The following is a 25,018-nucleotide window of genomic DNA, read 5'->3' as shown; positions in this document are numbered from 1 at the left end:
TGGAGATCCGCATGATCCGGATGATTGGGGCAATGTGGATGGCGCTCGTAGTGGGCGTATTCGCAACGGCGCTTGCGCAGGAACCTGTGGCGCCTTCCGAAACCGCAGCGACGCTTGATCCCGGTGTGGCATTGAAAGCGCCGAAGAGTGGTACATTGAGCGCCCTGTCACCAATCCCCAAAATGCTGGTCGGGTGGGAAGCGAAGAAGAAGTGGGGGCTGGAGCGCGGCGACGCGGTGCCCTTCCATTATGCGCGCTACACGGTGAGCGCCGATACCAAGGTCAAGAAGGGCACCGCCCGCGCCGGGACCGACCTTTACGGAATCTATTACAACAGCGCGAACGGCGCGGCGAAAAAGGATGGCGACTGGGTCGTCAAACCGGAATGGTCTGGGGTTTTTCCGATCAATACCGACCAGATGCTGGTGCGGGCACCTGGGACTGAGACCTGGTATGTCCTGCGCCTGTCGAACGGCAAGCTCAAGAAGCTCGGCGACGGGCAGATCGGCATGACCCATGTCGTGGATGAGGAGGTGACAGACCTCGTCAATCTCTATGGAGATGAACTCTATTATCTTATCACCGCCGATGATGGCACGCGCCAGACGATCCACCTGCTGAGCTGGAATTCGTTCGCGCAGGAATACTCTCTACGCCCCGCAATCGACAATGTCGTGCCGGCCGCGACGCTTGGAGAGTCTCCGGTCAAGGTGACGCTCAAACAGGATTTCTTTGTGCGCCGCTACAAGGTGGACGGCTCGGTCTATGATCTCGTGGTTGAGAAGGATCCAGCTGTAAAGTCTACGCCCCAACCGGGTACCGTCTCCACGCTGGAAGTGACCTACCCGTTCAAGCAGGCGATGTATGTGCTGGATGCGGAAAAGCAGCTCTATGTTCCGGTTGAGGACAACTGGTCCGCCAGATCAATGGGCGGCGTCCATGGCGAAGATCCTGGCTATCTCGGCGTGCGGCCCGTTGGTCGCGGCGTCACGACCGGCCTCAAGGAACACCCGCTGGAAGCTTACGCCGATGGCTTCATGGTCGCCGTGTGGAACACGTCGAATGGCCTGCGCCTTGCGCCGATAAAGCCTGACTGGAAAAGCTATATGTATTCGATCGATACCTGGGGCATTACGTATTACCCGGACAGATCGAATTACTATTTCAATTACCTGATGCCGCATCACGCGGTGGGATCGAAAGCGGCGGCCGCCTTCACCGAAATCTATCCGGTCTACATACCGGAAGACGTCCGTAATGACCCCAATCCAGAAACTGCCGTGTACAATGGCATTTACTGCGTGTTCCCTGATGGAACGGTCGATGTGAACGTCACACAGGTTGGTTACAATGAGGGCTGGTACTTTCGAGCCAATCCGGAACGGCTGGCGGACATGGACGCCGCGCGCGAATTCGTGACGGAGTCCATGACGGTCGAGGGGCGCCGGGCGATCCATGCCCACCTCAACAAACTCATTGCTGACAATGAGGCCCGAAAGGCAGCGTCGGAACTCCGGAAGAAAGAAGCTGAACAGGCGGCGATCGTGGCGCGCCGGGAAGCGGAAGAACAGGCTCTCGAAGCCAAGCATGATCAGGTAAGAAGGAAACTCGCAGTGGGTGACTATTACGGCGCGCTGGACCTCGCCTATAGCGGCGACACGCGCTTCCTGCCCGAAGCCATCGTGGCGGTCATGAAGGCCGGGTATGGGGACATGGTCACCCTCGACATGGCCGAATCCTGCATGGCCTGGGCCGATACCTGGCAGCAGTCCTATTGCGGCAATCGGATATGGACGCTGAAACCTGCACCAAATCGCACGGTTCAGTACGGCCCCGCCTATTCAGGTTCATCCGGCAGCTCGGCGGCATCGGCAGATACCAGCCAGTATGACATCATGGAGGCGGCTCGTCAGAGCTCCCGCGACGCTTATAATAGTGGCAATACGGGCAGCTATATGTGCGGTTCGGGCCAATCCTGCAAATAGGGCTGCGCTAGTCGTCAAAGCCTCTGAACACGGCGGCTTCGTCGACGGATTTGCGGGTGGAGACGACGGCGTTGGCGGGGAAGCTTTCGTCAGGCCAGCCCATGGCGACGCAGGTCTGGATGACCTGATCGTCCGGGATGCCGGCATGCTCGCGCACGACGGGACTCTGCATGATGCCTTGTGAGTTGATGACGCAGCCGAGGCCCTTGGACCATGCGGCGTTGACCAGGCAGTTGACCACGCCGCCGCAATCGAAGGGGGCGATGTCGCTGCCCTGAATGGACTTGTCATAGGTGATGACGATGGAGACCGGCGCGTCGAACTGGCGAAAGCCGCGCAGGATCCAGTCCTGCCGGGCTTCCTTGTCGTGGCGTTCGATGCCCATGGCTTCGAATAGCTGGATGGCGATGCCGATCTGGCGTTCGCGGTGGGCGCCTGCATAATCAGGGCCGAGGCGGAATTCGCGGCTGTGCGGCACACCGGCGAGGTTGCGTTCGACATTGCCTGCGCGGATCTTGTCGAGGACTTCACCGGCGACGACGTAGAAGTTCCAGGGCTGGGTGTTGAGCGAGGTGGGCGCGCGCATGGCGAGCTGAAGGATCTCGCGGATCAGGGCCTTTGGGACAGGTTTCTTCTGGTAGCCGCGAATGCTGCGCCGACCCATGATCACGTCATCGAATTCCATCTGGAAGCTCCCTTATTTTCTTGCGCCTGTTTAGGCATATCGGGGCGGGCTCGCCACCCTGCCGTTGGGACAATCAGCGGGCCATCTGCCGCGAGACCTTGTCGGCGATCATGATGGTGGGCGTGTTCGTGTTGCCGGAGGTGATGGTCGGCATGACCGAGGCATCGATGACGCGCAGGCCCGTGGTGCCGATGACACGCAGGTCGCTGTCGGTGACGGCGAGCGGGTCATCGGTGCGGCCCATGCGGGCGGTGCCGACGGGGTGGAAGATAGTAGTGCCGATGTCGCCAGCGGCGCGGGCGAGTGCGGCGTCATCATCGCCGACGGAGGGGCCGGGCAGGATTTCGGCGGGGTCATAGGGGGCGAGCGAGGGCTGGGCCATCAGGCGGCGGGTGACGCGGATGGCGTCGGCGGCGACGTGGCGGTCGTCTTCGGTGGCGAGATAGTTCGGGGCGATGATGGGTTTGGCGTGAGGGTCAGCGGAGGGGACGCGGACCTCGCCGCGCGAACTGGGGCGCAGGTTGCAGGCGCTGACGGTGATGGCTGGCGTGCGGTGGAGGGGTGAGCCGAAGGTGTCGAGCGAGAGGGGCTGGATGTGGAATTCGAGATTGGCGCGGGCCTGTGAGGGATCAGACCGTGTGAAGATGCCGAGCTGTGACGGGGCCATGGTGAGGGGGCCGCGCTGGCGCAGGGCATAGTCGAGGCCCATCGCGGCGCGGCGGGGCAGGGAGTGATAGGTCTCGTTGAGGGTACGAGCGCCGGTGACGCCATAGATGGCGCGCTGCTGGAGATGGTCCTGCAGGTTGCGGCCAATGCCGGGGCGGTCGATGCGGGTGTCGATGCCTGCGGACTGGAGCGCCGCGCCAGGGCCGATGCCGGAGCGCTGGAGGATCTGGACTGAACCAATGGCGCCGGATGAGAGGATGACTTCCCCGCGACATCGGGCGGTGTGGCGGGCGCCGTTGCGGACATATTCGATACCGACGGCGCGGGTGCCATCCATGACGAGGCGGTCGGCGAGGCAGCCGGTCTCGACGCGGAGGTTCGGCCGTTTGCGGGCAGGCTTCAGGAAGCCGCGGGCGGCGGACCAGCGCAAGCCCCGTTTCTGGTTCACATGGAAATAGGAGGAGCCTTCATTGTCGCCTGTGTTGAAGTCCGGCACTTGAGGCACGCCCATGTCACTGGCGGCGCTGCGGACGGCGTCGAGGATGGGCCAGGTGACGCGGGGCGCCTCGACGCGCCATTCGCCGCCGGTGGCGTGATGGTCGCTGTCGCCAAGGAAATGATCCTCGATGCGGCGGAAGACGGGCAGGACATCGGACCAGCTCCAGCCGGGCAGGCCGAGGCTGGCCCAATGGTCATAGTCGGCAGCCTGACCGCGCATGGAGATCATGGCGTTGATCGCGGACGAACCGCCGAGCACCTTGCCACGGGGGTAGGCGAGGGCGCGGCCATTCAGGCCGGGCTCGGCCACGGTTTCGAACATCCAGTCGGCGCGTGGATTGCCGATGGCGAAGAGATAGCCGACCGGGATGTGGAACCAGATCCAGTTGTCGGCGCCGCCCGCCTCCAACAGGAGGACGCTGTGCTTGCCCGTTGCCGAGAGGCGATTGGCGACGACGCAGCCGGCGGACCCTGCGCCAACGATGATGTAATCGTATTCGGTTTGCACTGCGCGGCCTGCCTTACCCGACCAGACTGAAGGGGGATTCGTGGGCGATCTGGAGGCGTTCCTTCAGCGTCTGGCGGACGAGCAAGTGGGCGCCCTTGATGAACTCGCTGGGCGTGCGCCCGTTGAAATGCCTGAACTCGCGAATGAAGTGCGACTGGTCGAAATAGGCTGTGGTGGCGATGTCTCGCCAGTCTGTCAGCTCCTGCCAGGTCAGGCGGTTGGCGGAATGGAGGGCGCGGAACTTGCGGTGGAGGCGCTTGGGCGCGCTGCCGAAATAGAGCTTGCAGAGCCGCTCGACCTGACGGGCCGAAATGTCGGTGGCGGCGAGGAGGTCTTCCAGTTCGTTGGGTTCGGGATCTGTGATCCAGCGCGTGGCGAGGGCGAGGAAATCCTCGTGGACGCGGCGGGCGGGATCGTCCAGCGCGGCGAAGAGCGTGTCTGCGGCAGCGGCGCGGCTGGCGGCGTCCGTGGCGTCGAAGATGGGCTGGATGTGTAGCGCGCATTCCGGTGGCACATGGTCGGCGAATGGCACAGTGCGGTCGGCCAGCGTGTTCGCGGGAATGCCCAGCATGCGGGCCCAGCCAAGCGGCGTGATCGCCGCGCCGAAGATGAGCGTGTCATCGTCAAAGCCGACACTGCACCATTTATAGGTCGGACCACAGAGCAGGGCCGAGCCGGCCGGAAACGTCTCCTCCTTGCCGTTCATGTTTGTGCGGACGGCGCCCCGGACGACGAAACGGACATTGGCGATTTCGGCGCGCATGACATCGTCGAAGCCGACGGGGATGGTGGTGTCATAATAGCTGCCGACAAGGGCGCGGATATCGGCGCGGGGGAGGACATATTCGAACTGCATCATGGCTTTCCGCTCCCCGTTGCAGGCCTCATGCCCGTCTCCGTTCTGATGCAAGTTGAACAGGATGGCGAATTTATACAATCCCGGATTCGGATTTGCGGAAATAATCCGAGATCGCCATTCCGGTTCCGGTGGCCGTCAAGGCCGGGCTGGACAGGCGTTTCGCAAGGGGGATTCCTTGCTCCAGAACGCCCGGGGATAGGCGAAGTGGAGGCGCGAGTGAGCGCCGAACGGAATGAGCTGGGTGAAGGGGACGCACCGCTGTGGACTGGGCCGACGCGCCTGCGCCACAGTCTCCGCTGCGATGATACGCGGCGGTCAGCTCGCTTCGTTCGCTTTCAAGCGCACATGATCAGCAGCACGTGCGGCCGGCATGGCGAGGCCATCCGGTTGCGTGGAGTCTTGTTTTGGCAGGCATGGTGGCGTCAGGACGTGTCCAGCATATCAGGCGCTGAAATCAGGTGCAATTCGCGCAGAGGCAGGACGGTCCCAGGCCGCGCGGGGCGGGCCGTGGCCGCGAGGGTTTCCGGCATGTCGGAGGCGAGGCCCGGCGAGGCCCATGCGGGCACGACCGGGGCCTCGTACGTGTAGCGCGAGGGATCGCGCGGCGCGTCGCTGATGAAGTCGATACGGAGATTGCCGTAGCGATCAACGTGGAAGAGCACGTCGCGCTTGTTGGACTGGATCCACGCTCCAAGGCGCCATAGCTGGAACCAGAGCCATGGCCAGCAGACCGGATGCACGAAGGCATAGAGTTGGGCGCGGGCGGGAAGATCCATGCGGACATTCTAGGCCGGGCGCGGTAGGGGGCGGACAAGTATTCAGGCAGGCCTGTGGTTGTTGCAGGATACGGGCCTGGACCTGTGGGAAAGCGTGCGGATCACACGGCTGCGGATCAATTGTGATGCCGAAAATCGCACTGCGAGCCGCAACAAGAAAGAAACATCTCCTTTGAATACAAGGCCGTCATATTTCCATCAGATGGAAATCAGGCGGACCTCCGGACAAGGATTTACGGATGCGTGAGATTGGCGGGACAGCAAACGAGCTGTCCAGACGCACTCAGGAAACTTGTCTCATGTCCAGCCTCTTCAAAGCATTGGTCGCCGCTTCCGTCCTTGTCGTCCTGACAGGCGCGGCCGCAGCAGACGACTCATTCATTGCCGATTTTGAATTCTCACCCGACGCACCCGTTGATGTCACTTATGCGAACTTCGAGAAAAGGGCGAAGAAAGCCTGCCGCGTCGAAAGCCGCATGGTGGGCGGTGTCGCAGCCCGTGTGCAGATCGAGAAACTCTGCCGCGAGCAGCTGATGACCGACGCGGTTGCCGCCACGAAGATGGACGCGCTGATCGCCCATCACGAGGGGCGCACCCTGCTAGAAACAAAACTTGAGCTCGCAAGCCGGAACTAGGGTTCTCCAACCCGACCTCAATTGTTCCGGCCCGAAAAGAAGGGGCGCTCGCAAGGGCGCCCCTTCGATACATTTCAGGCGCTGGCAAACCAGACGGCGCTGACGGCCCCGAAGGCGAGCGCGGCAGAGATAAGGACGCGGAGCCAGGAGGCGCGGGCATCGGTGGGATTGTGGGGCGCGAAGTCTGCCTCGCTGCGCCGGCCGGTGAGCATGGGGCGGACGAGATTGTCACGGAAGACAAGGTAGTAGGCCGCGATCGCCACGACGTGGAGCGCGATCAGGGCGAGCAGGACGTTAAAGCTGGTCTCGTGGATTTCGGCAAAGAAGCGGCCGGTTTCGAAGGAGACCTTGGTGGCGAGCGGGCCGGATTCCAGACCATCCACATCGACCAAGAAGAGGCCGGTGGTGACCTGCGTGGCAAGGGCCAGCAGCATGGCGATGACGCTGAGCGAACCGACGGGATTGTGGCCTGCGTGCGGGGTGTGGCGCCGGGCGAGCAGGTCACGCCCATAGGTCATGAGTGACCGCGGAGAGGACACGAGGCGGTAAAGCCGGGCCGTTCCCGGACCAATCAGGCCCCAGACAAGGCGATAGGTGAGGAGGCCGAGCAGGACGAGGCCGACCCGCCTGTGCCAGTCCATCATGCCCTGTTCGGCCGTCCACCACATGGTCGCGACGCCAAGCACGATGAGCCAGTGGAACAGACGGATCGTCCAGTCCCAGACAAGGACGTGCTTTTGCGGTTCCGGCATCAGGATCTAGTCGTCTGCGCGATAGGTTTCGTGGCAGGATTTGCAGGTGGCGCCGGTGGCTTTGAAGGCCTCGCTGATGGCGGCGATGTCGCCAGCCTCGGCGGTGGAGGCGAGCGTGGCGGCGGCGGCCTGGAAATCAGCGATCTTGGAATCGAAGTCCGCCTTGTTTTCCCAGATGGCGGGGAGGGCATCTGTCTTCACGCCGGAGGCCGGGCCGGAGCCTTCGGGGAACCAGTCGCCCATGTCTGCGGTCTCGGTGGGCACGCTGGCAGCGGCGGCCTGGATGGCGGCCATGTCAGGCTCGCCGGCCTTGAGATTGTCGCTGATCGTCTTGAAAGCCTTGCCGACGGCTTTGAGGTGGGTCTGGCGGGCGTCGACGACTTCGGTGACGGTCATGCCATTGTCGAGAACAGTGGCGGTTTCGGACGCCTCAGGCGCAGCCGGGGCATCGCCGGAGCCGCAGGCGCCGAGCAAAGCGAGGCCGGCGAGGGCAGCAAGGGTGAAGCGGGTCTGGCGAATCGTCATGAGGCTCTCCGTTCTTGGTCTGGAGCCAGTCGTAGGCAATCCGTGTGACAGGCGCAATCTCTGCCGCGCGAGGCGGTGGCCGAAAGCGCTGTGCGCCTCAAGGGCAGGCAGGCGCGCGCTTTGCAGCACGGGCGACCGGCATGGCGGGGCCACCCGGAGCGTGGTGTTGCGTTCCTCCTTCGACTTCGCTCAGGCTGAGGGTGGTGTGGTGTGAGGGCGAGTGGTGGGTATCGCTGCGCTCAACCCACCCTACGAGCCTAGGGCCGCAGTGGCCCTGACCGGTGCCTATTCGGCGGCGACCAGCGTGAACTCTTCTTTCCATTGGGCCATGACATCGCGGTTGTCGTGGTCCCATGGGTGGAAGCCGGGCTTGAACCATGAGAGCCAGACCTTCCAGCCCTTGCCGAATAGGGCGGGCTTCTTCCAAAGAAATTCCTTTACGGCGCGTTCGGCATCCTTCTGGGTATAGCCGTCGATGACGAGCATCCTGGCGGCGTAGTCGGCGATATTCGACGTGAAATTCTGGGTGATGAGCAGCATGGACAGGCAGCGGCGGAAATAGCGCTTGATCGGCGCCCAGTCTTTCGTTGCCTCAAGGAAGACGTCATAGGCGACGGCCTTGTGCTCGGTCTCTTCCATGGCGTGCCAGCGCCACAGGCGCTCCAGCGCGGGATCCGTCTTGCTGAACAGGGGCGCACCGTCGATTTCGAGATCGATCATCAGGTCGGCCATCATCGAGGTGAAATGCTCAAGGCAGATCGTGGCCATCAGCATACGGAAGCGGCCACCGGCGCGGCCGAATTCTATGTTCGTATTGATCTCGGATTCAATCTCGGCGACCGGGTATTTCGTGCGGTCGATCTTGTTGTTCAGGAGGTGATGTTCGCGCGAATGGATGGCTTCCTGGGCGATGAAGTCTTTCACGTCCTGCGCCAGCTTGCCGCTGACTTCGCCGCGATAGGCTTTGACGGCATCAATGAAGAGGCGCTCGCCATCCGGGAAGGTGAGCGACATGACGTTGAAAATGGCCGTGGCAACGGGGTCGCCATCGAGCCAGGGGCCGGTGTCTGCCGCGTCCATGTTGAAATGGATATCCCGGGGGAGAATCGTTACATCGTCAGGTGTGCGCTTGTTCGTCATCGTTATTAGTGCCTTTTTAGAGCGGAACCGTTACTGAACATGTAGCCAAGATGGATACTACTGACAAAAATGTCAATAAACAATAAACCGTCCCCGCGTGTGCGCCGCTCTCCGGAGGAGTCGCGCAGCAATATCCTGTCGGCGGCGGAATCGCTGTTGGTGGAACAGGGGCCGCAATCGCTGCGGCTGGCGGACGTGGCAAAAGCGGCGGGCGTGGCCAATGCCACCGTGCTGCACCATTTCGGCTCGATCGATGCCGTGCAGAAGGCGCTGATGGAGCGCATGATTGGCGACCTGGTGGACGCAATCATGGCGGTCGACGTGTCTGCGGATGCGCCTGCGGAAGCGCGCGGCGTGGCGCTGCGCACGCTGTTCGACGCGTTCGAGACGCGCGGCGCGGCGCGGCTGGCGGCGTGGCTGGAGCTGACCGACGAGACGAGCCGGCTGACGCTGGTGCGCGAAGCGGTGCAGGAAGTGGCGCAGAAGAAGATTGCCAATACGGGCGTGCCGACGGAGATGGCCGAGGAGCTGATCCTGCTGAGCGTGACGCTGGCCGTGGGCGTCGGCCTGTTCGGGCCCTCGCTCAGTACGCTGATCGGCAAGCCGCCGGAGCGGGCGCGCGAGCTGACGCTGCAGATGTTGCTGGCGTACCTGCAGAGCCTGTCGGCTTAGGGCTCGGCGCCTATTCCATCGGCAGTTCGAGGAAGTCGAGCGAGCGCTCCATGACGACGGTGCCGAGGTGTTCGCCGTAGACGCGCATGGCGTATTCGAACATGGGCGAGCCGACCTCGTTGAAGCCGACGCCGCAATTGCCGGCGGCGCTCATGCCGGCCGTCATCATCAGCGAGCCGAGCACGCCGGTGGCCTCCTGCTTCTTCTCCTGCAGGGCCAGCAGCATCAGCTGTTTCATCTGGGCGATGTCGGCCTCTGTCGCATTGGCGACCATGCATGCGGCGACCTCATCGGCCCGGTCCTCGGCAAGGGCCGGGGCGGCGGCAAGGCTGGTGACGGCAAGTGCAAGGCAAAGCGTGCGGATCATGGGAGGACTCCTGAATTTGACCGCCGAGGGATAGGCGCGGATCGTGGCAGGAATGGGGTGGAGCTGCGCAGGGGAGGTTACGGTTGCGTTAGGGTGGTAAGCGCATGGCTATTTAATAGCGCTCATGCTGAGCGAAGTCGAAGCACGAGCGCGGGCGGAGGTGCTCAACTTCTTCATCCTTCGACTTCGCTCAGGATGAGTTCGGTGTGTGGTGGCGGGATCAGTCTGGTTCGTCTTGGGAGTCCGGATGGGTGAGTTTGTAGAACTTTCCCAACTCCCTGATGGGTGGTGCTGACTGCGATTTCGACAAGGCCTTGAGGCCGGCCCAATCGCCGCGAACGAAGGCTTCCTTCTTCGCTCGGCTCCAGCCTTTTATTTGGCGTTCGAAATTGACCATGCTGGTCGGGTCCGGGAACGCGCCCGCCCAGATCAGCTCGACAGGCCTTCGCCTGAACGTGAAGGCTTTCGGATCGACGCCTTCATTGTGAGTCCAGACGCGGTTTTCCACGTCCTCTCCCCTGTGGGAGCCGACATAGTATTTCCCGTCTGAACACAGCAGAAGATAGACCCAGAATTGCATCACCTTCTTTTAGCGCTCATCCTGAGCGAAGTCGAAGGATTGAGCGCGAGCGTATAGGGTTTTTGGTGCGGGAACGCCATCCTTCGACTTCGCTCAGGATGAGCCTGTTCTTGGGGCGATGGGGAGAGCGCGTAAGGCGGATTAAGCGAAGCGCGATGTACTTTTCAGTACGTGCCACGAAAGCGGTGCATTGCGACCTGCGGCCCTAATACACCCTACTTTGTTTTTCCGTCTTGTGACGATTCAATCCGGAGAGCCTGTTTCGACAGAGAATGGTTCGGCAAATTCAACAACGCGTTTCGATTTCAAAAATCCCTGCCGTTTGATCCGGTAAGGAGTATAGGCATGTCTTGCGTAGTCCGCGCTCTCAAGGGATATTCTGACACCATCTGGAAATGCAGGTGAAAATTGGCTCGGAATATTTACGTCAGCGGCGACTGCTATAGCGATCACTGTTCCATCAGAAAGTTTAGTCCGAAGTGCATTGTTCAGGAATGAGAAAGCCTCTTGTTTGTCCGGGTGCTCTTCTCCCATCCAGGCGCCGCTCGCGCTGAGTTCGCCCTGCTGATCTATGGTTGCACCAAAGGGATAGAACTCCCCTGCTTTTTCGAGCATGAGTTTGGCAAAATCCAAGCAGTAGATCAATGCAGAATGAAGTTGTTCTGATGTTGCGGTCATCGCTGTATCCTGAAGTTAATCTCTTAGGCAGTTTAACCGCCGAGCTTCTCCGCAGCTTCTTCCGCGAAGTACGTGATTATGCCGCTCGCGCCAGCGCGTTTGAAGCACATTAGTGACTCCATCATGACGCGGTCGCCGTCGATCCAGCCGTTCAGGGCGGCGGCTTTTATCTGTGCGTATTCGCCGGAGACCTGGTAGGCGAGGGTGGGGACGCCGAATGTGGTGGCGACGCGGTGGACAATGTCCAGATACGGAAGACCCGGTTTGACCATGACCATGTCGGCGCCCTCGGCGAGGTCGAGCGCGACTTCGCGCAGGGCTTCCTCGCTGTTGGCGGGGTCCTGCTGGTAGGTTTTCTTGTCGCCCTTGAGGGACTTGGCCGAGCCGATGGCGTCGCGATAGGGGCCGTAGAAGCCGCTCGCATATTTGGCGGCATAGGCGAGGATCATCATGTTGGTGAAGCCCTCGTCGTCGAAGGCCTGGCGGATGGCGCCGATGCGGCCGTCCATCATGTCTGACGGGGCGACGATGTCGGCGCCGGCGGCGGCATGGGCGAGGGCCTGCGTGATGAGCTTTTCGACGGTGGCATCGTTCGGGATGGTGCCGTCGGCATCGAGCAGGCCGTCATGGCCGTGGGTTGTGTAGGCGTCGAGGGCGACATCGGTGATGAGGCCGATCTCGGGGGCGGCATCCTTCATGGCGCGCAGGGCACGGGGGACGAGGCCGTCGGGGTTTAGGGCGCCGGAGCCTGTCTCGTCTTTCCCCTCTGGGCCGATATAGGGGAAGATGGCGATGGCGGGGATGCCCAGCTCGCTGGCGCGCTTGGCGGCGAGGGCGGCTTCCCTGACGCTGAGCCGGTCGATGCCGGGCAGGCTGCCGACGGGCACGCGGCCTTCGCCATCATGCACGAAAATGGCCCACACGAGGTCGGCGGGCGTGAGCGTGTTTTCGGCGACGAGGCTGCGGATCCAGGGGGACTGGCGCAGGCGGCGCATGCGGGTGGCGGGGAAGGATTGGGGAAACTGGGTCATGCGCGGATAGATGCGGCAGATCGGGGCGATCTACAACCAGCCAATGCGACGCATCATGAAGCAGCGCTTGGACAGGTCGAGGCTGGTGGCCTGCACCTTTTCAAGGTCGACCATCCAGTCGGCCTTCTTGGTGGCGGCAATCTCGCGGAAGCCGAGACGGCGGTAAAAGGGGCCGTTCCAGGCGAGATCGCGGAAGGTGGAGAGCGTGATGTATTTCAGCTTGCGGGCCTTGGCCTCGCTGGCGAGACGGGCGATCAGGGCGCGGCCGAGGCCCTTGCGGCCATGATCGGGATGCACGCTGATCTGGTCGAGATAGAGTGTGCCGCCGCGCTGGGAGGTGAGCGCGAATCCGACGGCGCGGCCCTTGTGATCGCGGGCGACGAGGAGGTCGTCATTGGCGATGGCCTGCTCGAAAACCTCTTCCGGGACATGGTCATTCAGGGCCTCTGCCGAGAGGAGACCGGTTTCGGCAAATAGCGTGCTGGCCGCCAGATCCACGCGGATCAGGGCAGGTATTTCATCGCGAGCGGCGCGCGTGATCGAATAATCGTCGGGTAAACGGCGCATTGACTCTCGTGGCGGCAGTTTGTCATTGCTGGCGAGTGTAATGAATAAGGGACAAAATGCCAATGAGCGCCATGTTTACAGACGAGCAGGTCATGATCCGCGATATGGCGCAGAAGTTTGCCGTGGAGCAGCTGCTGCCGCATTCGGAGAAATGGGATCAGGAGAGCCATTTCCCGGTCGATGTGATCAAGCGCACGGCGGAACTGGGCTTTGCGGGCATCTATGTGAAGGACGATGTGGGCGGGTCCGGCCTGACGCGGACCGATGCGGCGCTGATCTTCGAGCAGCTCTCCTATGGCGACGTGTCGACGGCGGCGTTCATCTCGATCCACAACATGGCGAGCTGGATGATCGACACGTTCGGGTCAGAGGAGCAGCGCCTGGCTTGGGTGCCGCGGCTGACCTCAATGGAGCTGATCGCGAGCTATTGCCTGACCGAGCCGGGCGCGGGATCGGATGCGGCGAGCCTGAAGACGAAGGCCGTGAAGGATGGCGATGACTATGTCATCACCGGCACGAAACAGTTCATCTCGGGCGCGGGCACATCGGACGTTTACGTGCTGATGGCGCGCACGTCTGATGATGGTGCCAAGGGCGTGTCGGCCTTCATTATCGAGAAGGGCACGCCGGGGCTGTCGTTCGGCGCGAACGAGCGCAAGATGGGCTGGAAGAGCCAGCCGACGGCGCAGGTGATCCTCGATGGCGTGCGCGTGCCGGCAGCGAACCGGATCGGCGAAGAGGGGCATGGCTTCCGCTTCGCGATGGCGGGGCTGGACGGCGGCCGGCTGAACATTGCGGCCTGTGCCCTCGGCGGCGCGCAGCTGGCGCTGGACAAGGCGGTGGCCTACGCCAAGGAGCGGATGCAGTTCGGCAAGGCGCTGGCGGAATTCCAGTCGATGCAGTTCAAGCTGGCCGACATGGAGACCGAGCTGCAGGCGGCGCGCGTGATGCTGTACGAAGCGGCCGGGCGGCTGGACGGCAAGACGCCGGACGCGACGCGCTGGTGCGCGATGGCGAAACGGTTCGTGACGGACACGGCGTTCAAAGTGGCCAATGACGCGCTGCAGGTGCATGGCGGCTATGGCTATCTCGCGGACTATGGCGTGGAGCGCATCGTGCGCGACCTGCGCGTGCACCAGATTCTCGAGGGCACGAACGAGATCATGCGGGTGATCATCTCGCGGGACATGCTGAAGGGCTAGGGGTTAGCGCCAAAGTTTAGACCAACAGAAATAATTCCCAGAAGTAGCATTGCGATCTTGTCCGGATTTCGTAATCTGCCACCAATAAAAATTGGAACGTCTTATCCTGGGCGCGGGAATCCTCCCCGTTGTGGAAGATAATTCCAATCAACAAGGGTAGGGAACATAATGAATAGATTTGCCAGCGCGGGCAGTGTGCTCGCGATTCTGGGTGCCGTGGCATTTCCGGGCGTTGCCGCCGCAGATTGCACGAGGGTAGGTGCCCCCGCCGCAACCGAGATCATCGTTTTTGGCGACGCTGAATGCACAGGTCCGAAAGAGACATACAAGTTGGGACGCCATGCGCGTCTCGAGGGCTGGAGCGACGAGATATCGTCGATGAAGGTCGGTCGGAACGTGAAGGTCACAATCTACATTGACCGTGACCTGGGGCCAAAGGCTGATTCCGCGACGCTATGGGGCGGGAATTATCCGCACATGCAATGGTTCGGCGACGCGATCAGCTCGCTTGAGATTTCTGCGGCCGGAGATGGCCCGACTATTACCATGTATGAGCATCCGCAGACTGAAAATACCAAGCCGAACCAGACGATTCACACTGTTGGCCTTGGCAACTATAATCAGAGCCCAAAAAAAGCATGAGCTGCTACTGGCCGACCTGATGTCTTCCATCCGTATTCCGGCGGGCGTGAAGGTTACGCTTTATGACGGTCACAATTTCGAAAGCCAGAATGAGGTCTTTGATGGCGGTAGCAATGGCCTTGATGTGAACTTGCTGAAGGAGGGCTGGGATGACCGGGTATCGAGCCTGAAAGTCGAACGCCTGGGCTATGAGATGTACAAGGTGGATACCTGGAAAGAAGCCGAGACGAACGCAGGCTCTGACAAGGAAATGATCGGCGGTTCGAACGTCTGCAAAAACGATGTGAACGCAACGAACCCAATTACGTGTACCCTCGAGATTTCGTATTCAGAAACGAAGAGCAGCTCCTTTTCATGGAACCAGAATACGTCGGTGACCGTGGGCGTTTCGCTGGCCTCCAGCGCATCCGTCGAAGTGCCGGGTGTCGGTGCCGCCGGTAGCGAGCTGACAGTGAGTACTGAATTGGCGCAGTCGTTTGGTACCGATTCCAGCAAGGGTGAAGAGACGTCCAAGGCGATCACCGCATCCCAGGAAGTGACGGTTCTGCCGGGCGAGGAAATCAAGGCCTCGGTTATGGGGCGCAAGAACACAAAGACATTTTACCCGCGCTATCACTACCGCCCCGAAGGCAGTAAAACGGAAGCGAATGCCTACACACGCAACGGTACAATCACCGTCGATATGTTCGCTGAGGTCGAGACTGATACGAAGGTGATCAAGAACGCCGTGACGCGCAACAGTGCGGCGATCCCGTCAATCACGCGCGGTTCGGCGTTGGAGGTCAACAAGAAGTATTTCACGAAGGCCAAGAATTACTACGTGGTGCTGCAGGATGACGGGAACCTCGTTGTTTATGACAAGGGTGACGCGTTCGTATGGGGAAGCCATAATGACGCGCAGGCGCCTCTCAACGGCAAGAGCGCCGAGCTTCAGATGTCCGGCAATTTTGTTCTTCTGGATGCGCGGGATAATATCATTTGGCAAACCGGTGTCGAGAATCCACAAGCCGTTCTTGCGATCGAGAACCGCCAGCTGAAGGTGCTTGACCAGAGCAACCAGACGCTCTGGCCGAAACAATAGAACCAGAGGGCCGATCCGTGCCTGTTACATGATTGGGGCGCATCGAGGCCATTGGCCATGATGCGCCCCTTTTTAATTTCAGAGGTTGGCGGCGCTTGTGGTGCGCTGATTTTCGCACATTACAGATCAGTATACATTACGAAAAATTGTGGCTGGTTTGCGCGTATAATGATGATTTCGTGCTGTTCGCGCCTCGACATAAGGGCGGCGATGCGGTGAGCTGTGCGTCCTTGTAGCGTGTGATGATGGAGGGCCCGCGATGAATGTGGTCCGGAATATATGTGTGGCGGCGATGGTGCTGGGTCTTGGGGCCTGTGCGAGTGCGCCGCGGAGCCTCAACGACAATCTGATTGTGCCGGGCGAGCGGGTGGGCGATGTCAAACTGGGCATGACGCTGTTCGAGCTGTTCGCGGCGAAGGGCAATCCGCGCAAGACGACGCCGATACCGAATACGCGGGCGACGACCTATTTCTATGACGGGCTGACGGTGGCCGCCGACGACAATGTGTACTGGATCATCGCGGACGATCCGAGCTATCGCACCGATGTGGGCGTTGGCCCCGGCGCCGAGCAGATCCTGGCGCGCGGCGCCTATGGCAAGCCGAAATGCGTGGTGACGCAGGATGATGTCACGCTGTATGGCTATGGAGACATCTATTTCGACGTGGATAATGTGTCGGGCAAGGTGAAGGATGTGGGCATTCAGCGGGATTCGCAGGCGTGTGATGGGTGATGCGGCTGCGATAGGCTTTTGTGACCTATTTGGGCGAAAGGGTTTGAACTCCTTCGGGTGATGCGGCAGCTTGCGGGCAGCCTGACATTACCGGAGTTGCCCTATGCGCCTTGTTGCCGCCCTCGCCATTGCTGCCCTTTCATTCTTGCCGCCTGCCTGTGCGGCGCAGCCGAAGGCGTCTGTGGCGGCTGAGGCGCCGGTTGCGGGCGACTGGGGCGCGGCGACGAAGGGGCTGACGCGGAGCGAGGGGTTTCTTGATCTCTATGTCGACGCCAAGGGTGGGCGCGTGCTGGCGGCGTTTCCGGCGCCGGACGGGGACGGGCTGTCGCTGCGGGCGATCCATTCGGCAGGGCTTACGGCGGGGCTTGGTTCCAATCCCATCGGGCTCGACCGGGGCTATTTTGACGAGGGCGGCATTCTTGCGTTCCGGCGTGTCGGCAAGAAGCTGGTCGCGGAGAAGGAGAACTGGACCTATCGGGCGAGCGCGGACAATCCGCTGGAGCGCAAGGCGGTGCGGGAATCCTTTGCGCGGTCTTTCCTCTGGTCGGGCGATATCATTGCGGAAGGTGCGGACGGCGCGCTGCTGGTGGACCTGTCGGGCTTCCTGACGCGGGACGCATTGGATGTGCGCGGGGCGCTGAAAGCCAATGAAGATGGCGGCACTTTTGCGATTGCCGAGGACCGCACGATGCCGGACACGGGCGCGGCCTTTGCCTTTCCGGACAATGTGGAATTCGATGCCTTCCTGACGCTGATGAGTGACGACCCGAAATCTCAGGTGCGGGCGACCGCAGCGGATGCGCGGGCCTTCACGCTGGTGCAGCACCAGTCGCTGGTGCGCCTGCCGGACGATGGCTATACGCCGCGCCCGTTTGATCCGCGCAGCGGGGCGATTGATGTCGGCTTCTATGATTTCTCGGCGCCGCTTTCCGGGCAGGTGCGCCAGTCTTTCGCCCGGCGTTTCCGACTGGAGAAGCAGGATCCGACAGCGGCGAGCAGCCCGGCGAAGACGCCGCTTGTGTTCTATGTGGACAGCGGCGCGCCGGAGGAGATCCGCAACGCGCTGATGGAGGGCACGTCCTGGTGGGCGGATGCCTTTACGGCGGCGGGCTTTCCGGATTCGTTCGAGGTGAAGGTTTTGCCGGAAGGCGTGAGCCCGCTCGATGTGCGCTATAATGTGATCCAGTGGACGCACCGGCAGACGCGGGGCTGGAGCTATGGCGGCGGCGTGTATGATCCGCGTACGGGTGAGATGCTGAAGGCGAATGTCATCCTTGGTAGCCAGCGCGTGCGGCAGGACCGAATGATTTTTGAAGGCCTCGGCGGCACGGCGAAGACGGGCACGGGCGAGGCGGACGATCCGGTGGAGCTGGCGCTTGACCGTATTCGCCAGCTGGCCGCGCATGAAGTAGGCCACACGCTGGGCTTTGCGCACAATTTTGCGGCCTCGGCGAATGACCGCGCGTCGGTGATGGATTATCCGGCTCCACTGGTGACGGCGAAGGCGGATGGCACGCTGGACTTTTCGCAGGCCTATGCCGTGGGCATTGGCGCGTGGGACAAGGTGGCGGCGCGCTGGCTGTATGGGCAATATGCACCGGGCGCTGATGCGGTCGCCGAAGGCAGCAAGGTGCTGAGCGCGGCCTATGCGAGCGGATTGCGCTTCGTGGATGATCCACAGGCGCGGGGCACGGGCACGAGCCACCCCTATGCGAGCGTGTGGGACAATGGAAACGATCCGATTGCGGCGCTGGGCGAGACGATGCGTGTGCGGAAAATAGCGCTCGCGAAATTCGGGTTGGGCGACATTCGGCCGGGCCAGCCGACGTTTGACCTGCGCGCGGTGCTGGTGCCGGTTTATCTTTATCACCGGTATGAAGTGGCGGCAGCGGCGAAGTCCGTTGGCGGGTATGACTTCCAGTATGCGGTGAATGGGGATGGCGGCGGACGCGGCATGCCGGTGCCTGCTGATCGGCAACGCGAGGCCCTGGCTGCGCTGGTAGCGACGCTGGACCCGGCTGCGCTCGACCTGCCAGATGCGACATTGAACCTGTTGAACACGCCGCTCGATTCCTTCTTCGGGACGGATAGCGGCGCGGAATATTTCAACGGGGAGACGGGCGCGATGTTCGACCTGCTGGCGGCGGCGGATACGGCGGCGTCAACGACGCTGGGCGCGCTGCTGCATCCGGCGCGGGCGGCGCGGCTGGTGGAGACGGCGCGGCGTGAGCCCGGCGCGCTGACCTATGGCGAGGTGCTGGGCGCAATTGAAGGCGCGGTGTTCATGGCGACGGGAGCGCCGCGGCAGGCCACGATCCTGCACCGCGAGCAGGTGCGCTATGTGTCGACGCTGATAGATCTGGCGGCGGGCGGCAAGGCGACGCCGGAAGTGGTGGCCGAGACGAATGGCTATCTGATGGCGCTGGGCCAGAAGCTGGAGAAGCCGGTGGCGGGAACGGATACGGCGACGCGGACCGATCTGGTGCGGCGGATTGCGGCGCATCTGGCGCGGCCAGCCGAAGCCCATATGCCGGGCGCGAAAGGCACGGATGTGCCGCCGGGCAGCCCGATTGGCGGCGGCAGTTCTGAGGAATGCTGGCATTGCGATACGGCGCTGCTGGCGGCGGGCGGGTAGGCGAATTGCGCGCTTGCCTGAAGCCGCGTCTGGAGTAGGCTGATCCCATGAGACCGGGTGAAGTCGGCGGATCGGGAGAGACCTATGCATATCGAGACATTGCCCGGCGTGGGCGCGGAGATTACGGGCGTGGACCTGCGCAAGGTGACGGACGGGGAGTTTGATGCGCTCCGGCAGGCCTATGCCGATCATGGCGTGATCTTCTTTCGCGATCAGGACCTCAGCGAGGAAGACCATATCGCCTTTGCCGAGCGCTGGGCACCGATCAATGTGAACCGGTTCTTTGCGGCGCATCCGAACTATCCGCAGATTGCCATGGTGGCCAAGGAGGCCGACCAGAAGGACAATATTGGCGGTGGCTGGCATACCGACCATTCCTATGACGCGATCCCGGCGATGGGATCGATCCTTGTGGCGCGCGTGTTGCCGGAGAGCGGCGGCGATACGTTCTTTGCCAGCATGTACCGCGCCTATGAAACTCTGGACGATGAGACCAAGGCCGAGATCGAGGGCCAGCGCGCCTTACATTCGGCGAAGCAGATTTTCGGCTCCCAGGGGCAGACTTATTACAACAAGACAGATGCGGGCGGCGAGCGGATCGGCAATGCGGCGGCGGCTGACGTGCTGGACGATGTGGTGCACCCGATGGTGATCACGCACCCGTTGAGTGGCAAGAAGGCACTTTATGTGAACCCGGCTTTCACGATGGGCATTGCGGGGCGGACGCAGGAGGCGGCAATGCCATTGCTGGCGAAACTGTATGCGCATGCGATGAATATGGAGAATGCGTACCGGTTCAGCTGGAAGCCGGGATCGGTGGCTTTCTGGGACAACCGCTCAACCTGGCACTGGGCGCTGAATGATTATCACGGCCAGCGGCGCATCATGCACCGCATCACGCTGGAAGGCTGCGCGCTGAACTAATCTTCTATGGGGACGACGTTGGCGAACTCGACCCCGGTCTCGCTGCCGCTCTGCCAGCGGCGAATGCAGGTGCGGGGGGTCTTGAAGTGCGGCATGCGCATGGTGAAGCGTTCGGGCAGGTCAGCGCCTTCGGGCGTGACGATACGGGCGCCGCCGGGCGAGACATCGCGGATTTCGCAACTCAGGCGCTTGAACAGGCCTAGTTTGATGACGCCGGTTCCGGTAATCGGCTTTCGGCCGCCCCTGCGATTTGGTGTCGTGTCCATGACGGCTCCTCGGGGACGCCGCGTGCCTGTATTGGTGCGTCCACAAGTATATATGCCAGAAACTGGTAAACAGATTGTCCTGTATTGATGGTCGTTTTAAAGCATTCGCATAAGAGAAGAAAAAGGAAAGCCAGATGACTGAAGACGTCAGGATCGAAGTTTACAAAGGCTTGGGCCGTATTACACTGACCCGGCCATCTGCGCTGCACGCGCTGAATGCGCCCATGTGCGAGAGCATCCTGTCGGCGCTGGAGCGCTGGGCGGAGGATCCCACGGTTCATCTGGTCATGGTGGAGCATGAAGAGGGCACGCGCGGCTTCTGCGCCGGCGGCGACATACGCATGCTTGCGGAAAGCGGCGCGGGGGATGCCAGCGAGGCGCGTGCCTTTTTCAATGTCGAGTACCGGATGAATGCCGCGCTGAAGACATTCCCGAAGCCTGTGCTGGCGATCATGGACGGCGTGACAATGGGCGGGGGCGTGGGCCTTTCGGTGCACGGCTCGCACCGGGTGGCGACGGAGCGGACGCTGTTCGCCATGCCGGAGACGGGGATTGGCCTGTTCCCGGATGTGGGCGGTGGCTGGTTCCTGCCGCGCCTCAGCGGGGCGCTCGGCACATGGCTGGCGCTGACAGGCGCGCGGCTGAAGGGCAGTGACGTCGCAGCGGCGCGGGTGGCGACGCATTTCATACCGTCAGAACTGATCGGCAATTTGAGGAAGCAGATTGAAGGCGCTGACTTCTCGGTGGACGCAGCGAACCTGCTGAACGAGATCCTGCGGACGCTGACGCATGCCGTGACGGACGCGACCTATAGCCCGCATGTCGACGTGATGGATCGCTGCTTTGCGCTGGATACAGTGGAGGCGATCGTGGCAGCGCTGGAGGCCGATGGAGGCGAGTGGGCGCGCGAGCAGCTGGCTGTGATGGAGACCAAGTCGCCCGAGACCATGAAAGTGGCCCTGCGCCAGCTGCGCGAGGGCGCTGCGGCGGAGACGTTCGAGGACAATATGCGGATGGAATACCGCATTGGCTGGCGCAAGGTGCAGAGCGCCGACTTCCTTGAGGGCGTGCGGGCGGTGATCGTGGACAAGGATAATGCGCCCAAATGGTCGCCCGCGCGGCTGGAGGATGTCGGCGTGGCGGATGTGGCGCGCTATTTCGAGCCGCTTGGGGCGGACGAACTCGAATTCGACTGATCGAGCGGTTTGGGGTGGACAACCGGCTGCTCCCTCGGTCAAGAACGACGCGGCAGCTGATGGAGCGATTCAATGCGTGGTGAGGTTTTGAAGGCAGATAGCCCTGACGGGGCAGGCTTGATCCTGGGTGAGGATGGGCAGCGTTACCAGTTCTCGCAGGTTCAGGTGCGCAATGGCTCGGTGCTGCAGGCGGGCCAAACCGTCGATTTCGTCAGCATGGGCGAGGAGGCGCGGGACATCTATGCGCTGGGCGCTGCGCCCGCGGCCGCACAAGCGGCGGCGGCGGCGCCTTATCCGGCGGCTCCGAGCATGTCGGCGCCTGCCTATGCTGCACCTGTTCCGCAGCCGAGCGACGGCCTGTGGACCTATTTCATAAGGGCGTTGACGAAGAACTTTGCCCAGTTCAATGGCCGGGCCCGCCGAGCGGAATACTGGGGCTATTTCCTGTTCGTGCTGATCACCTACTTCGTCTTCTTTATTATTGATGTCGTTCTGAGCCTGTCATTCTATGGAACGAGTGAATATGGCGACCCGAACATCGTTCCGGTCCTGACCATCCTGTTCTGGCTCTATAATATACTTCCAGGCCTATCGATCAGCGTGAGGCGGTTGCATGACCAGGACCTGAGCGGCTGGCTCGTCCTGCTCAACCTCGTGCCCTATGTCGGTGGGTTCATTCTTCTGGTCTTCATGTTCATGGACAGCAAGTCGGCCACCAACAAGCATGGGCCGAGCCCGAAGTATGCTGGTGCCATGACAGCCGATACATTCGCCTGACGCTGTATAAGTCTGCTTAACCAAGTATTGATGATGAATAGATGGCCGCCTCCTTCGGGACGCGGCCATTTTTTCGCGTGATGCGGGAGTTTTAGGGGTGTTTTGGGGCAAAAAGCCGTTTCGTCGCAGTAACGGTTAATGCATTCGGCCAAATGTTAACTCTCTTCACTTGAAAAAGACCTATGCTTATCAATTCATTAGGAATGCCAGCGTAAATATACTCAAACTACAACAAAAGTTGAGTGATGGTGATACTAATGATGATTTCTGAAATGCAGGAAACTGCACCCCTTTCCGTCGGCGAGTCTTTCCTCAAGTCTCTCTCCCTTCTTGAACAGGCGCACCGTCGTCTTCACGATGTCGTCAAGGACGATCTCGAGCGCGGTGGTGAACGGTCGCTGACCGGCGTCCAGGCTCTGCTGATCTATGAGATTGGCGATGACGAAGCTCCGGCTTCGGTCCTGCGGGCCCGTGGCGCCTTTGCCGGCACCAGCCTGTCGTACAACGTCAAGAAACTCCAGGAAGGCGGCTACCTGATCCAGACGCGTTCCGAGGATGACAAGCGTACGGTGACCTTGCGTCTGACCGAGCGTGGCCTGAAAGTGCGTGACCGCGTGGCTAACCTGTTCGAGAAGCAGGCTACCGCTCTTGAACCAACGGCGAGCGTGCGTCATGACGATCTCTCGCAGCTGAACAAGACCATTTCGCGCCTTGAGCGCTTCTGGTCCGACCAGATCCGCTTCCGCCTCTAGGCGAACGCCGCAATCTGCGTCTCCAAGTAAAAGCCCCTGCCGCATGGCGGGGGCTTTTTGCTGTGAGGGGCAGTTAGGTTATTGACCTCAACCTTGGTTGAGGTCCGACAAGGCCATGTTTGAAACCACTGGAGAACAGACATGACCCTTGAGCACGCGACGATCCGTATTGCCCGTCCGACGGATGACCTGGACGCCTTGCTTCCATTTTACCGGGACGGGCTGGGCTTCAGCGTTCTTTATGAATTCCGCGACCATGATGATTTTGATGGCGTGATGCTGGGGCATCCCGGCGCGCCCTATCATATGGAGTTCACAACCGCGCACGGCCATGCTGCGGGGCGTGCGCCGACCGAAGACAACCTGCTTGTGTTCTACCTGCCGGAAGCGGATCGGTTCGCGGCGGCCGTGGAGCGTATGCGCGCGGCGGGGTTCAGTCCGGTTAAGGCATTCAATGCCTATTGGGACGCGAAAGGCGTGACGTTCGAGGATCCTGACGGTTATCGTGTTGTGTTGCAGAATACGTCCTGGGGTGCCTGATAAAGGCTGGATACGGGGCGCCATTTTTTGCTGGGCGGCGCTGCGTTTTTCCATTAACCTTTGCAACCATGCGGGGATGGGGTGCAGTTCTTCTCGGTGCGATTGTCGCCGTAGGTCCGGCTGAGGCGGGCCCTTGGGCGCGTGATCTGGGCGGCTTTTACCTGCGCGGCCTCGTCTCCAGCGAGACGCTCGAGGGGATCAACGGCTACCGGGCGGATGTCTATGGCGAGTATGGTCTGACCGACCGCTGGACGCTGACGGGCAAGAGCGAAGCGGTGGCCTACCAAGACAGTATTGGCAGCATTGACCGCCAGTCATATCGGCTGACAGCGCGGCGTCAGCTCTGGTCGCGTAAGGGGTTCACGTTCGGCGTTGAGGGTGGTCCGGTATATGGCAGCGCGATTGCGGGCACTTATGGCTGCGACGAGTGGGGCGCTGAGGCGCGGCTTAGCAGCGGCTATTCAGGCGTGCGGCGCAGCCTTGGTTATTACCTGTTCGCCGATGTCGCCGCGATCAGCCACCAGGACGGCTGTGTTCGCGAGCGGGCGGAGTTCGGTTATGGCGCCGATATCAGCGACCGCATCTTCGTGACGCAGCAGGTGTGGCTGGAACGCAGCAATGACAGCGCGGACTCGAACAAGTACGAGTCGCAGATCGGCTATCACTTCGGGCATGTCGATGTGGCGGTTGGCTATCGCGAGGAATTTGGCGGCGCGTATGAGGAGAGCGCCTGGCTGGTGGCGCTCACCACACGGCGCTAAGGCTGAGGCGCTTCCTCGTTCGGGGCGTCGCCTTCAGCTGACGTGTAGCCGGTCTCAAGCATCAGGTAGGCGATGAGGGCATCGCGGTCTGCCGGCTTGCGGACGCCGGCAAAACTCATGCGGTTACCCGGCAGGTAGGCGCGCGGATTGGTCAGCCATTCGTCGAGATGGTGCGGCTCCCAGATGAAATCGGCATTAGTCAGCGCATCGGAATAGGCAAAGCCCGGAAGCGAACCGACCTCGCGGCCAAACAGGCCGTGCAGGTTGGGGCCGACGAGATTGCCGGCACCCTCAGCCGTGAGGTGGCATGACTGGCAGAGTTTGAACGTGCGCTTGCCGATCGCGTAGTTGGCCGCGTTGTAGGGGGCGGGGAGGCTCGCGAATTCAGGGCTGGGTTCGCCGGGCGCTACAGCAACAGGTGCGGGGGCCGGGGTTGACGCCGCGACCGGCGCCGGGGTTGCGGCAGGCGCTGCGGTGACTTCAGGCGGGGTGGATTCGTCGGCGCCAGAGCCGCCACATGCGGCAATCATGGCAAGGGCGGCGATTGCGGCAACGGGCTTCAGCATGGTCTTTGTATCCTCTTGA

General features: G+C 61.8%; 28 protein-coding genes. 14 read left to right on the top strand and 14 right to left on the bottom strand.

Annotated features, from left to right (window positions below):
* Window positions 1-11: 11 nt before the first annotated feature.
* Window positions 12-1,985, top strand: coding sequence for a hypothetical protein (locus V7651_RS00290; RefSeq protein WP_335611824.1), 1,974 nt, complete (start codon window positions 12-14; stop codon window positions 1,983-1,985).
* Window positions 1,986-1,992: 7 nt separating this feature from the next.
* Here V7651_RS00290 and V7651_RS00285 read toward each other — a convergent pair whose 3' ends face one another.
* The 4 genes from V7651_RS00285 to V7651_RS00270 all read right to left on the bottom strand — a co-directional run bounded on the left by V7651_RS00285 (window position 1,993) and on the right by V7651_RS00270 (window position 5,977).
* Complete coding sequence (locus tag V7651_RS00285; protein WP_335591472.1) at window positions 1,993-2,670, bottom strand: nitroreductase; 678 nt, start codon at window positions 2,668-2,670, stop codon at window positions 1,993-1,995.
* Between the two features lie 73 nt (window positions 2,671-2,743).
* Complete coding sequence (locus V7651_RS00280) at window positions 2,744-4,342, bottom strand: GMC family oxidoreductase (protein WP_335611823.1); 1,599 nt, start codon at window positions 4,340-4,342, stop codon at window positions 2,744-2,746.
* A 13-nt stretch (window positions 4,343-4,355) separates the two neighbouring features.
* Complete coding sequence (locus V7651_RS00275; RefSeq protein WP_335611822.1) at window positions 4,356-5,201, bottom strand: helix-turn-helix domain-containing protein; 846 nt, start codon at window positions 5,199-5,201, stop codon at window positions 4,356-4,358.
* Window positions 5,202-5,623: 422 nt separating this feature from the next.
* Window positions 5,624-5,977, bottom strand: coding sequence for a hypothetical protein (locus V7651_RS00270; protein WP_335611821.1), 354 nt, complete (start codon window positions 5,975-5,977; stop codon window positions 5,624-5,626).
* A gap of 299 nt (window positions 5,978-6,276) precedes the next feature.
* On the opposite strand from V7651_RS00270, the gene V7651_RS00265 reads away from it, so the two are divergent.
* Complete coding sequence (locus V7651_RS00265; RefSeq protein WP_335611820.1) at window positions 6,277-6,612, top strand: hypothetical protein; 336 nt, start codon at window positions 6,277-6,279, stop codon at window positions 6,610-6,612.
* Between the two features lie 74 nt (window positions 6,613-6,686).
* Here V7651_RS00265 and V7651_RS00260 read toward each other — a convergent pair whose 3' ends face one another.
* The 3 genes from V7651_RS00260 to V7651_RS00250 form a co-directional block, all read right to left on the bottom strand.
* Window positions 6,687-7,364 (bottom strand): cytochrome b/b6 domain-containing protein, encoded by a 678-nt coding sequence (locus V7651_RS00260; RefSeq protein ID WP_335611819.1) that lies wholly within the window; start codon window positions 7,362-7,364, stop codon window positions 6,687-6,689.
* Window positions 7,365-7,370: 6 nt separating this feature from the next.
* Window positions 7,371-7,889, bottom strand: coding sequence for a c-type cytochrome (locus V7651_RS00255; protein WP_335591468.1), 519 nt, complete (start codon window positions 7,887-7,889; stop codon window positions 7,371-7,373).
* 285 nt (window positions 7,890-8,174) lie between these two features.
* Complete coding sequence (locus V7651_RS00250; protein ID WP_335611818.1) at window positions 8,175-9,029, bottom strand: metal-dependent hydrolase; 855 nt, start codon at window positions 9,027-9,029, stop codon at window positions 8,175-8,177.
* Between the two features lie 69 nt (window positions 9,030-9,098).
* Here V7651_RS00250 and V7651_RS00245 point away from each other — a divergent pair, with 69 nt between their 5' ends.
* On the top strand, window positions 9,099-9,701 hold the full coding sequence (locus V7651_RS00245) for a TetR/AcrR family transcriptional regulator (protein WP_335611817.1): 603 nt from the start codon (window positions 9,099-9,101) through the stop codon (window positions 9,699-9,701).
* A gap of 10 nt (window positions 9,702-9,711) precedes the next feature.
* Here V7651_RS00245 and V7651_RS00240 read toward each other — a convergent pair whose 3' ends face one another.
* From V7651_RS00240 to V7651_RS00220, 5 genes are all read right to left on the bottom strand, one after another.
* Entirely contained in the window at window positions 9,712-10,068 is a 357-nt protein-coding gene (locus V7651_RS00240; RefSeq protein WP_335611816.1) for a hypothetical protein, read from the bottom strand.
* A gap of 220 nt (window positions 10,069-10,288) precedes the next feature.
* Window positions 10,289-10,648, bottom strand: a complete 360-nt coding sequence (locus V7651_RS00235; protein ID WP_335611815.1) for a GIY-YIG nuclease family protein — start codon at window positions 10,646-10,648, stop codon at window positions 10,289-10,291.
* 243 nt (window positions 10,649-10,891) lie between these two features.
* On the bottom strand, window positions 10,892-11,326 hold the full coding sequence (locus V7651_RS00230) for a hypothetical protein (RefSeq protein ID WP_335611814.1): 435 nt from the start codon (window positions 11,324-11,326) through the stop codon (window positions 10,892-10,894).
* Window positions 11,327-11,358: 32 nt separating this feature from the next.
* Complete coding sequence (gene hemB, locus V7651_RS00225) at window positions 11,359-12,357, bottom strand: porphobilinogen synthase (protein ID WP_335611813.1); 999 nt, start codon at window positions 12,355-12,357, stop codon at window positions 11,359-11,361.
* A 30-nt stretch (window positions 12,358-12,387) separates the two neighbouring features.
* A complete protein-coding gene (locus tag V7651_RS00220; protein WP_335611812.1) occupies window positions 12,388-12,924 on the bottom strand; it encodes a GNAT family N-acetyltransferase in 537 nt (178 codons plus the stop codon).
* A gap of 62 nt (window positions 12,925-12,986) precedes the next feature.
* Between V7651_RS00220 and V7651_RS00215 the strand changes: the two genes are divergently transcribed.
* The 6 genes from V7651_RS00215 (at window position 12,987) to V7651_RS00190 (ending at window position 20,141) form a co-directional block, all read left to right on the top strand.
* Window positions 12,987-14,126, top strand: a complete 1,140-nt coding sequence (locus V7651_RS00215; protein WP_335611811.1) for an isobutyryl-CoA dehydrogenase — start codon at window positions 12,987-12,989, stop codon at window positions 14,124-14,126.
* A gap of 168 nt (window positions 14,127-14,294) precedes the next feature.
* On the top strand, window positions 14,295-14,768 hold the full coding sequence (locus tag V7651_RS00210) for a hypothetical protein (protein ID WP_335611810.1): 474 nt from the start codon (window positions 14,295-14,297) through the stop codon (window positions 14,766-14,768).
* 19 nt (window positions 14,769-14,787) lie between these two features.
* On the top strand, window positions 14,788-15,849 hold the full coding sequence (locus tag V7651_RS00205) for a hypothetical protein (protein WP_335611809.1): 1,062 nt from the start codon (window positions 14,788-14,790) through the stop codon (window positions 15,847-15,849).
* Window positions 15,850-16,108: 259 nt separating this feature from the next.
* Complete coding sequence (locus V7651_RS00200) at window positions 16,109-16,582, top strand: hypothetical protein (RefSeq protein ID WP_335611808.1); 474 nt, start codon at window positions 16,109-16,111, stop codon at window positions 16,580-16,582.
* A gap of 103 nt (window positions 16,583-16,685) precedes the next feature.
* The gene (locus V7651_RS00195; RefSeq protein WP_335611807.1) at window positions 16,686-19,217 is read left to right on the top strand and encodes a zinc-dependent metalloprotease; all 2,532 of its coding nucleotides are present in this window, start codon (window positions 16,686-16,688) and stop codon (window positions 19,215-19,217) included.
* Window positions 19,218-19,301: 84 nt separating this feature from the next.
* The gene (locus V7651_RS00190) at window positions 19,302-20,141 is read left to right on the top strand and encodes a TauD/TfdA dioxygenase family protein (RefSeq protein ID WP_335611806.1); all 840 of its coding nucleotides are present in this window, start codon (window positions 19,302-19,304) and stop codon (window positions 20,139-20,141) included.
* On the opposite strand, the gene V7651_RS00185 is transcribed toward V7651_RS00190, so the two are convergent.
* Complete coding sequence (locus V7651_RS00185; protein ID WP_335611805.1) at window positions 20,138-20,407, bottom strand: PilZ domain-containing protein; 270 nt, start codon at window positions 20,405-20,407, stop codon at window positions 20,138-20,140. The genes V7651_RS00190 and V7651_RS00185 overlap by 4 nt on opposite strands.
* 134 nt (window positions 20,408-20,541) lie before the next feature.
* On the opposite strand from V7651_RS00185, the gene V7651_RS00180 reads away from it, so the two are divergent.
* The 5 genes from V7651_RS00180 to V7651_RS00160 all read left to right on the top strand — a co-directional run bounded on the left by V7651_RS00180 (window position 20,542) and on the right by V7651_RS00160 (window position 24,433).
* Window positions 20,542-21,603, top strand: a complete 1,062-nt coding sequence (locus V7651_RS00180) for an enoyl-CoA hydratase/isomerase family protein (protein ID WP_335611804.1) — start codon at window positions 20,542-20,544, stop codon at window positions 21,601-21,603.
* 72 nt (window positions 21,604-21,675) lie between these two features.
* On the top strand, window positions 21,676-22,380 hold the full coding sequence (locus V7651_RS00175) for a DUF805 domain-containing protein (RefSeq protein ID WP_335611803.1): 705 nt from the start codon (window positions 21,676-21,678) through the stop codon (window positions 22,378-22,380).
* A 257-nt stretch (window positions 22,381-22,637) separates the two neighbouring features.
* Window positions 22,638-23,132: a MarR family winged helix-turn-helix transcriptional regulator gene (locus tag V7651_RS00170; protein ID WP_241765632.1), complete on the top strand. Its 495-nt coding sequence runs from the start codon at window positions 22,638-22,640 to the stop codon at window positions 23,130-23,132.
* Between the two features lie 141 nt (window positions 23,133-23,273).
* Window positions 23,274-23,672 carry a VOC family protein gene (locus V7651_RS00165; RefSeq protein ID WP_035535908.1) on the top strand — a complete coding sequence of 133 codons (399 nt, stop codon included), beginning with the start codon at window positions 23,274-23,276 and terminating at the stop codon, window positions 23,670-23,672.
* 68 nt (window positions 23,673-23,740) lie between these two features.
* Complete coding sequence (locus V7651_RS00160) at window positions 23,741-24,433, top strand: hypothetical protein (RefSeq protein ID WP_035535909.1); 693 nt, start codon at window positions 23,741-23,743, stop codon at window positions 24,431-24,433.
* Here V7651_RS00160 and V7651_RS00155 read toward each other — a convergent pair.
* Window positions 24,430-24,999, bottom strand: a complete 570-nt coding sequence (locus V7651_RS00155) for a c-type cytochrome (protein WP_335611802.1) — start codon at window positions 24,997-24,999, stop codon at window positions 24,430-24,432. The two genes, V7651_RS00160 and V7651_RS00155, sit on opposite strands and share 4 nt — an antisense overlap.
* Window positions 25,000-25,018: the final 19 nt, after the last annotated feature.

Origin of the sequence: Hyphomonas oceanitis (assembly GCF_036964545.1) — a bacterium.
In the GTDB taxonomy this organism is placed as follows: Bacteria; Pseudomonadota; Alphaproteobacteria; order Caulobacterales; family Hyphomonadaceae; genus Hyphomonas; species Hyphomonas oceanitis.
The sequence above is the reverse complement of the archived record's forward strand: the minus strand, read 5'-3'. Positions and strand labels throughout refer to the sequence as shown.

Coding starts and splice junctions, on each gene's coding strand:
- V7651_RS00290 (WP_335611824.1), top strand. CDS start 12: ATGATCCGGATGATTGGGGCAATGTGGATGGCGCTCGTAGTGGGCGTA.
- V7651_RS00285 (WP_335591472.1), bottom strand. CDS start 2,670: ATGGAATTCGATGACGTGATCATGGGTCGGCGCAGCATTCGCGGCTAC.
- V7651_RS00275 (WP_335611822.1), bottom strand. CDS start 5,201: ATGATGCAGTTCGAATATGTCCTCCCCCGCGCCGATATCCGCGCCCTT.
- V7651_RS00270 (WP_335611821.1), bottom strand. CDS start 5,977: ATGGATCTTCCCGCCCGCGCCCAACTCTATGCCTTCGTGCATCCGGTC.
- V7651_RS00265 (WP_335611820.1), top strand. CDS start 6,277: ATGTCCAGCCTCTTCAAAGCATTGGTCGCCGCTTCCGTCCTTGTCGTC.
- V7651_RS00260 (WP_335611819.1), bottom strand. CDS start 7,364: ATGCCGGAACCGCAAAAGCACGTCCTTGTCTGGGACTGGACGATCCGT.
- V7651_RS00255 (WP_335591468.1), bottom strand. CDS start 7,889: ATGACGATTCGCCAGACCCGCTTCACCCTTGCTGCCCTCGCCGGCCTC.
- V7651_RS00250 (WP_335611818.1), bottom strand. CDS start 9,029: ATGACGAACAAGCGCACACCTGACGATGTAACGATTCTCCCCCGGGAT.
- V7651_RS00245 (WP_335611817.1), top strand. CDS start 9,099: ATGTCAATAAACAATAAACCGTCCCCGCGTGTGCGCCGCTCTCCGGAG.
- V7651_RS00240 (WP_335611816.1), bottom strand. CDS start 10,068: ATGATCCGCACGCTTTGCCTTGCACTTGCCGTCACCAGCCTTGCCGCC.
- V7651_RS00235 (WP_335611815.1), bottom strand. CDS start 10,648: ATGCAATTCTGGGTCTATCTTCTGCTGTGTTCAGACGGGAAATACTAT.
- V7651_RS00230 (WP_335611814.1), bottom strand. CDS start 11,326: ATGACCGCAACATCAGAACAACTTCATTCTGCATTGATCTACTGCTTG.
- hemB (WP_335611813.1), bottom strand. CDS start 12,357: ATGACCCAGTTTCCCCAATCCTTCCCCGCCACCCGCATGCGCCGCCTG.
- V7651_RS00220 (WP_335611812.1), bottom strand. CDS start 12,924: ATGCGCCGTTTACCCGACGATTATTCGATCACGCGCGCCGCTCGCGAT.
- V7651_RS00215 (WP_335611811.1), top strand. CDS start 12,987: ATGAGCGCCATGTTTACAGACGAGCAGGTCATGATCCGCGATATGGCG.
- V7651_RS00210 (WP_335611810.1), top strand. CDS start 14,295: ATGAATAGATTTGCCAGCGCGGGCAGTGTGCTCGCGATTCTGGGTGCC.
- V7651_RS00205 (WP_335611809.1), top strand. CDS start 14,788: ATGTCTTCCATCCGTATTCCGGCGGGCGTGAAGGTTACGCTTTATGAC.
- V7651_RS00200 (WP_335611808.1), top strand. CDS start 16,109: ATGAATGTGGTCCGGAATATATGTGTGGCGGCGATGGTGCTGGGTCTT.
- V7651_RS00195 (WP_335611807.1), top strand. CDS start 16,686: ATGCGCCTTGTTGCCGCCCTCGCCATTGCTGCCCTTTCATTCTTGCCG.
- V7651_RS00190 (WP_335611806.1), top strand. CDS start 19,302: ATGCATATCGAGACATTGCCCGGCGTGGGCGCGGAGATTACGGGCGTG.
- V7651_RS00185 (WP_335611805.1), bottom strand. CDS start 20,407: ATGGACACGACACCAAATCGCAGGGGCGGCCGAAAGCCGATTACCGGA.
- V7651_RS00180 (WP_335611804.1), top strand. CDS start 20,542: ATGACTGAAGACGTCAGGATCGAAGTTTACAAAGGCTTGGGCCGTATT.
- V7651_RS00175 (WP_335611803.1), top strand. CDS start 21,676: ATGCGTGGTGAGGTTTTGAAGGCAGATAGCCCTGACGGGGCAGGCTTG.
- V7651_RS00170 (WP_241765632.1), top strand. CDS start 22,638: ATGATGATTTCTGAAATGCAGGAAACTGCACCCCTTTCCGTCGGCGAG.
- V7651_RS00165 (WP_035535908.1), top strand. CDS start 23,274: ATGACCCTTGAGCACGCGACGATCCGTATTGCCCGTCCGACGGATGAC.
- V7651_RS00160 (WP_035535909.1), top strand. CDS start 23,741: ATGCGGGGATGGGGTGCAGTTCTTCTCGGTGCGATTGTCGCCGTAGGT.
- V7651_RS00155 (WP_335611802.1), bottom strand. CDS start 24,999: ATGCTGAAGCCCGTTGCCGCAATCGCCGCCCTTGCCATGATTGCCGCA.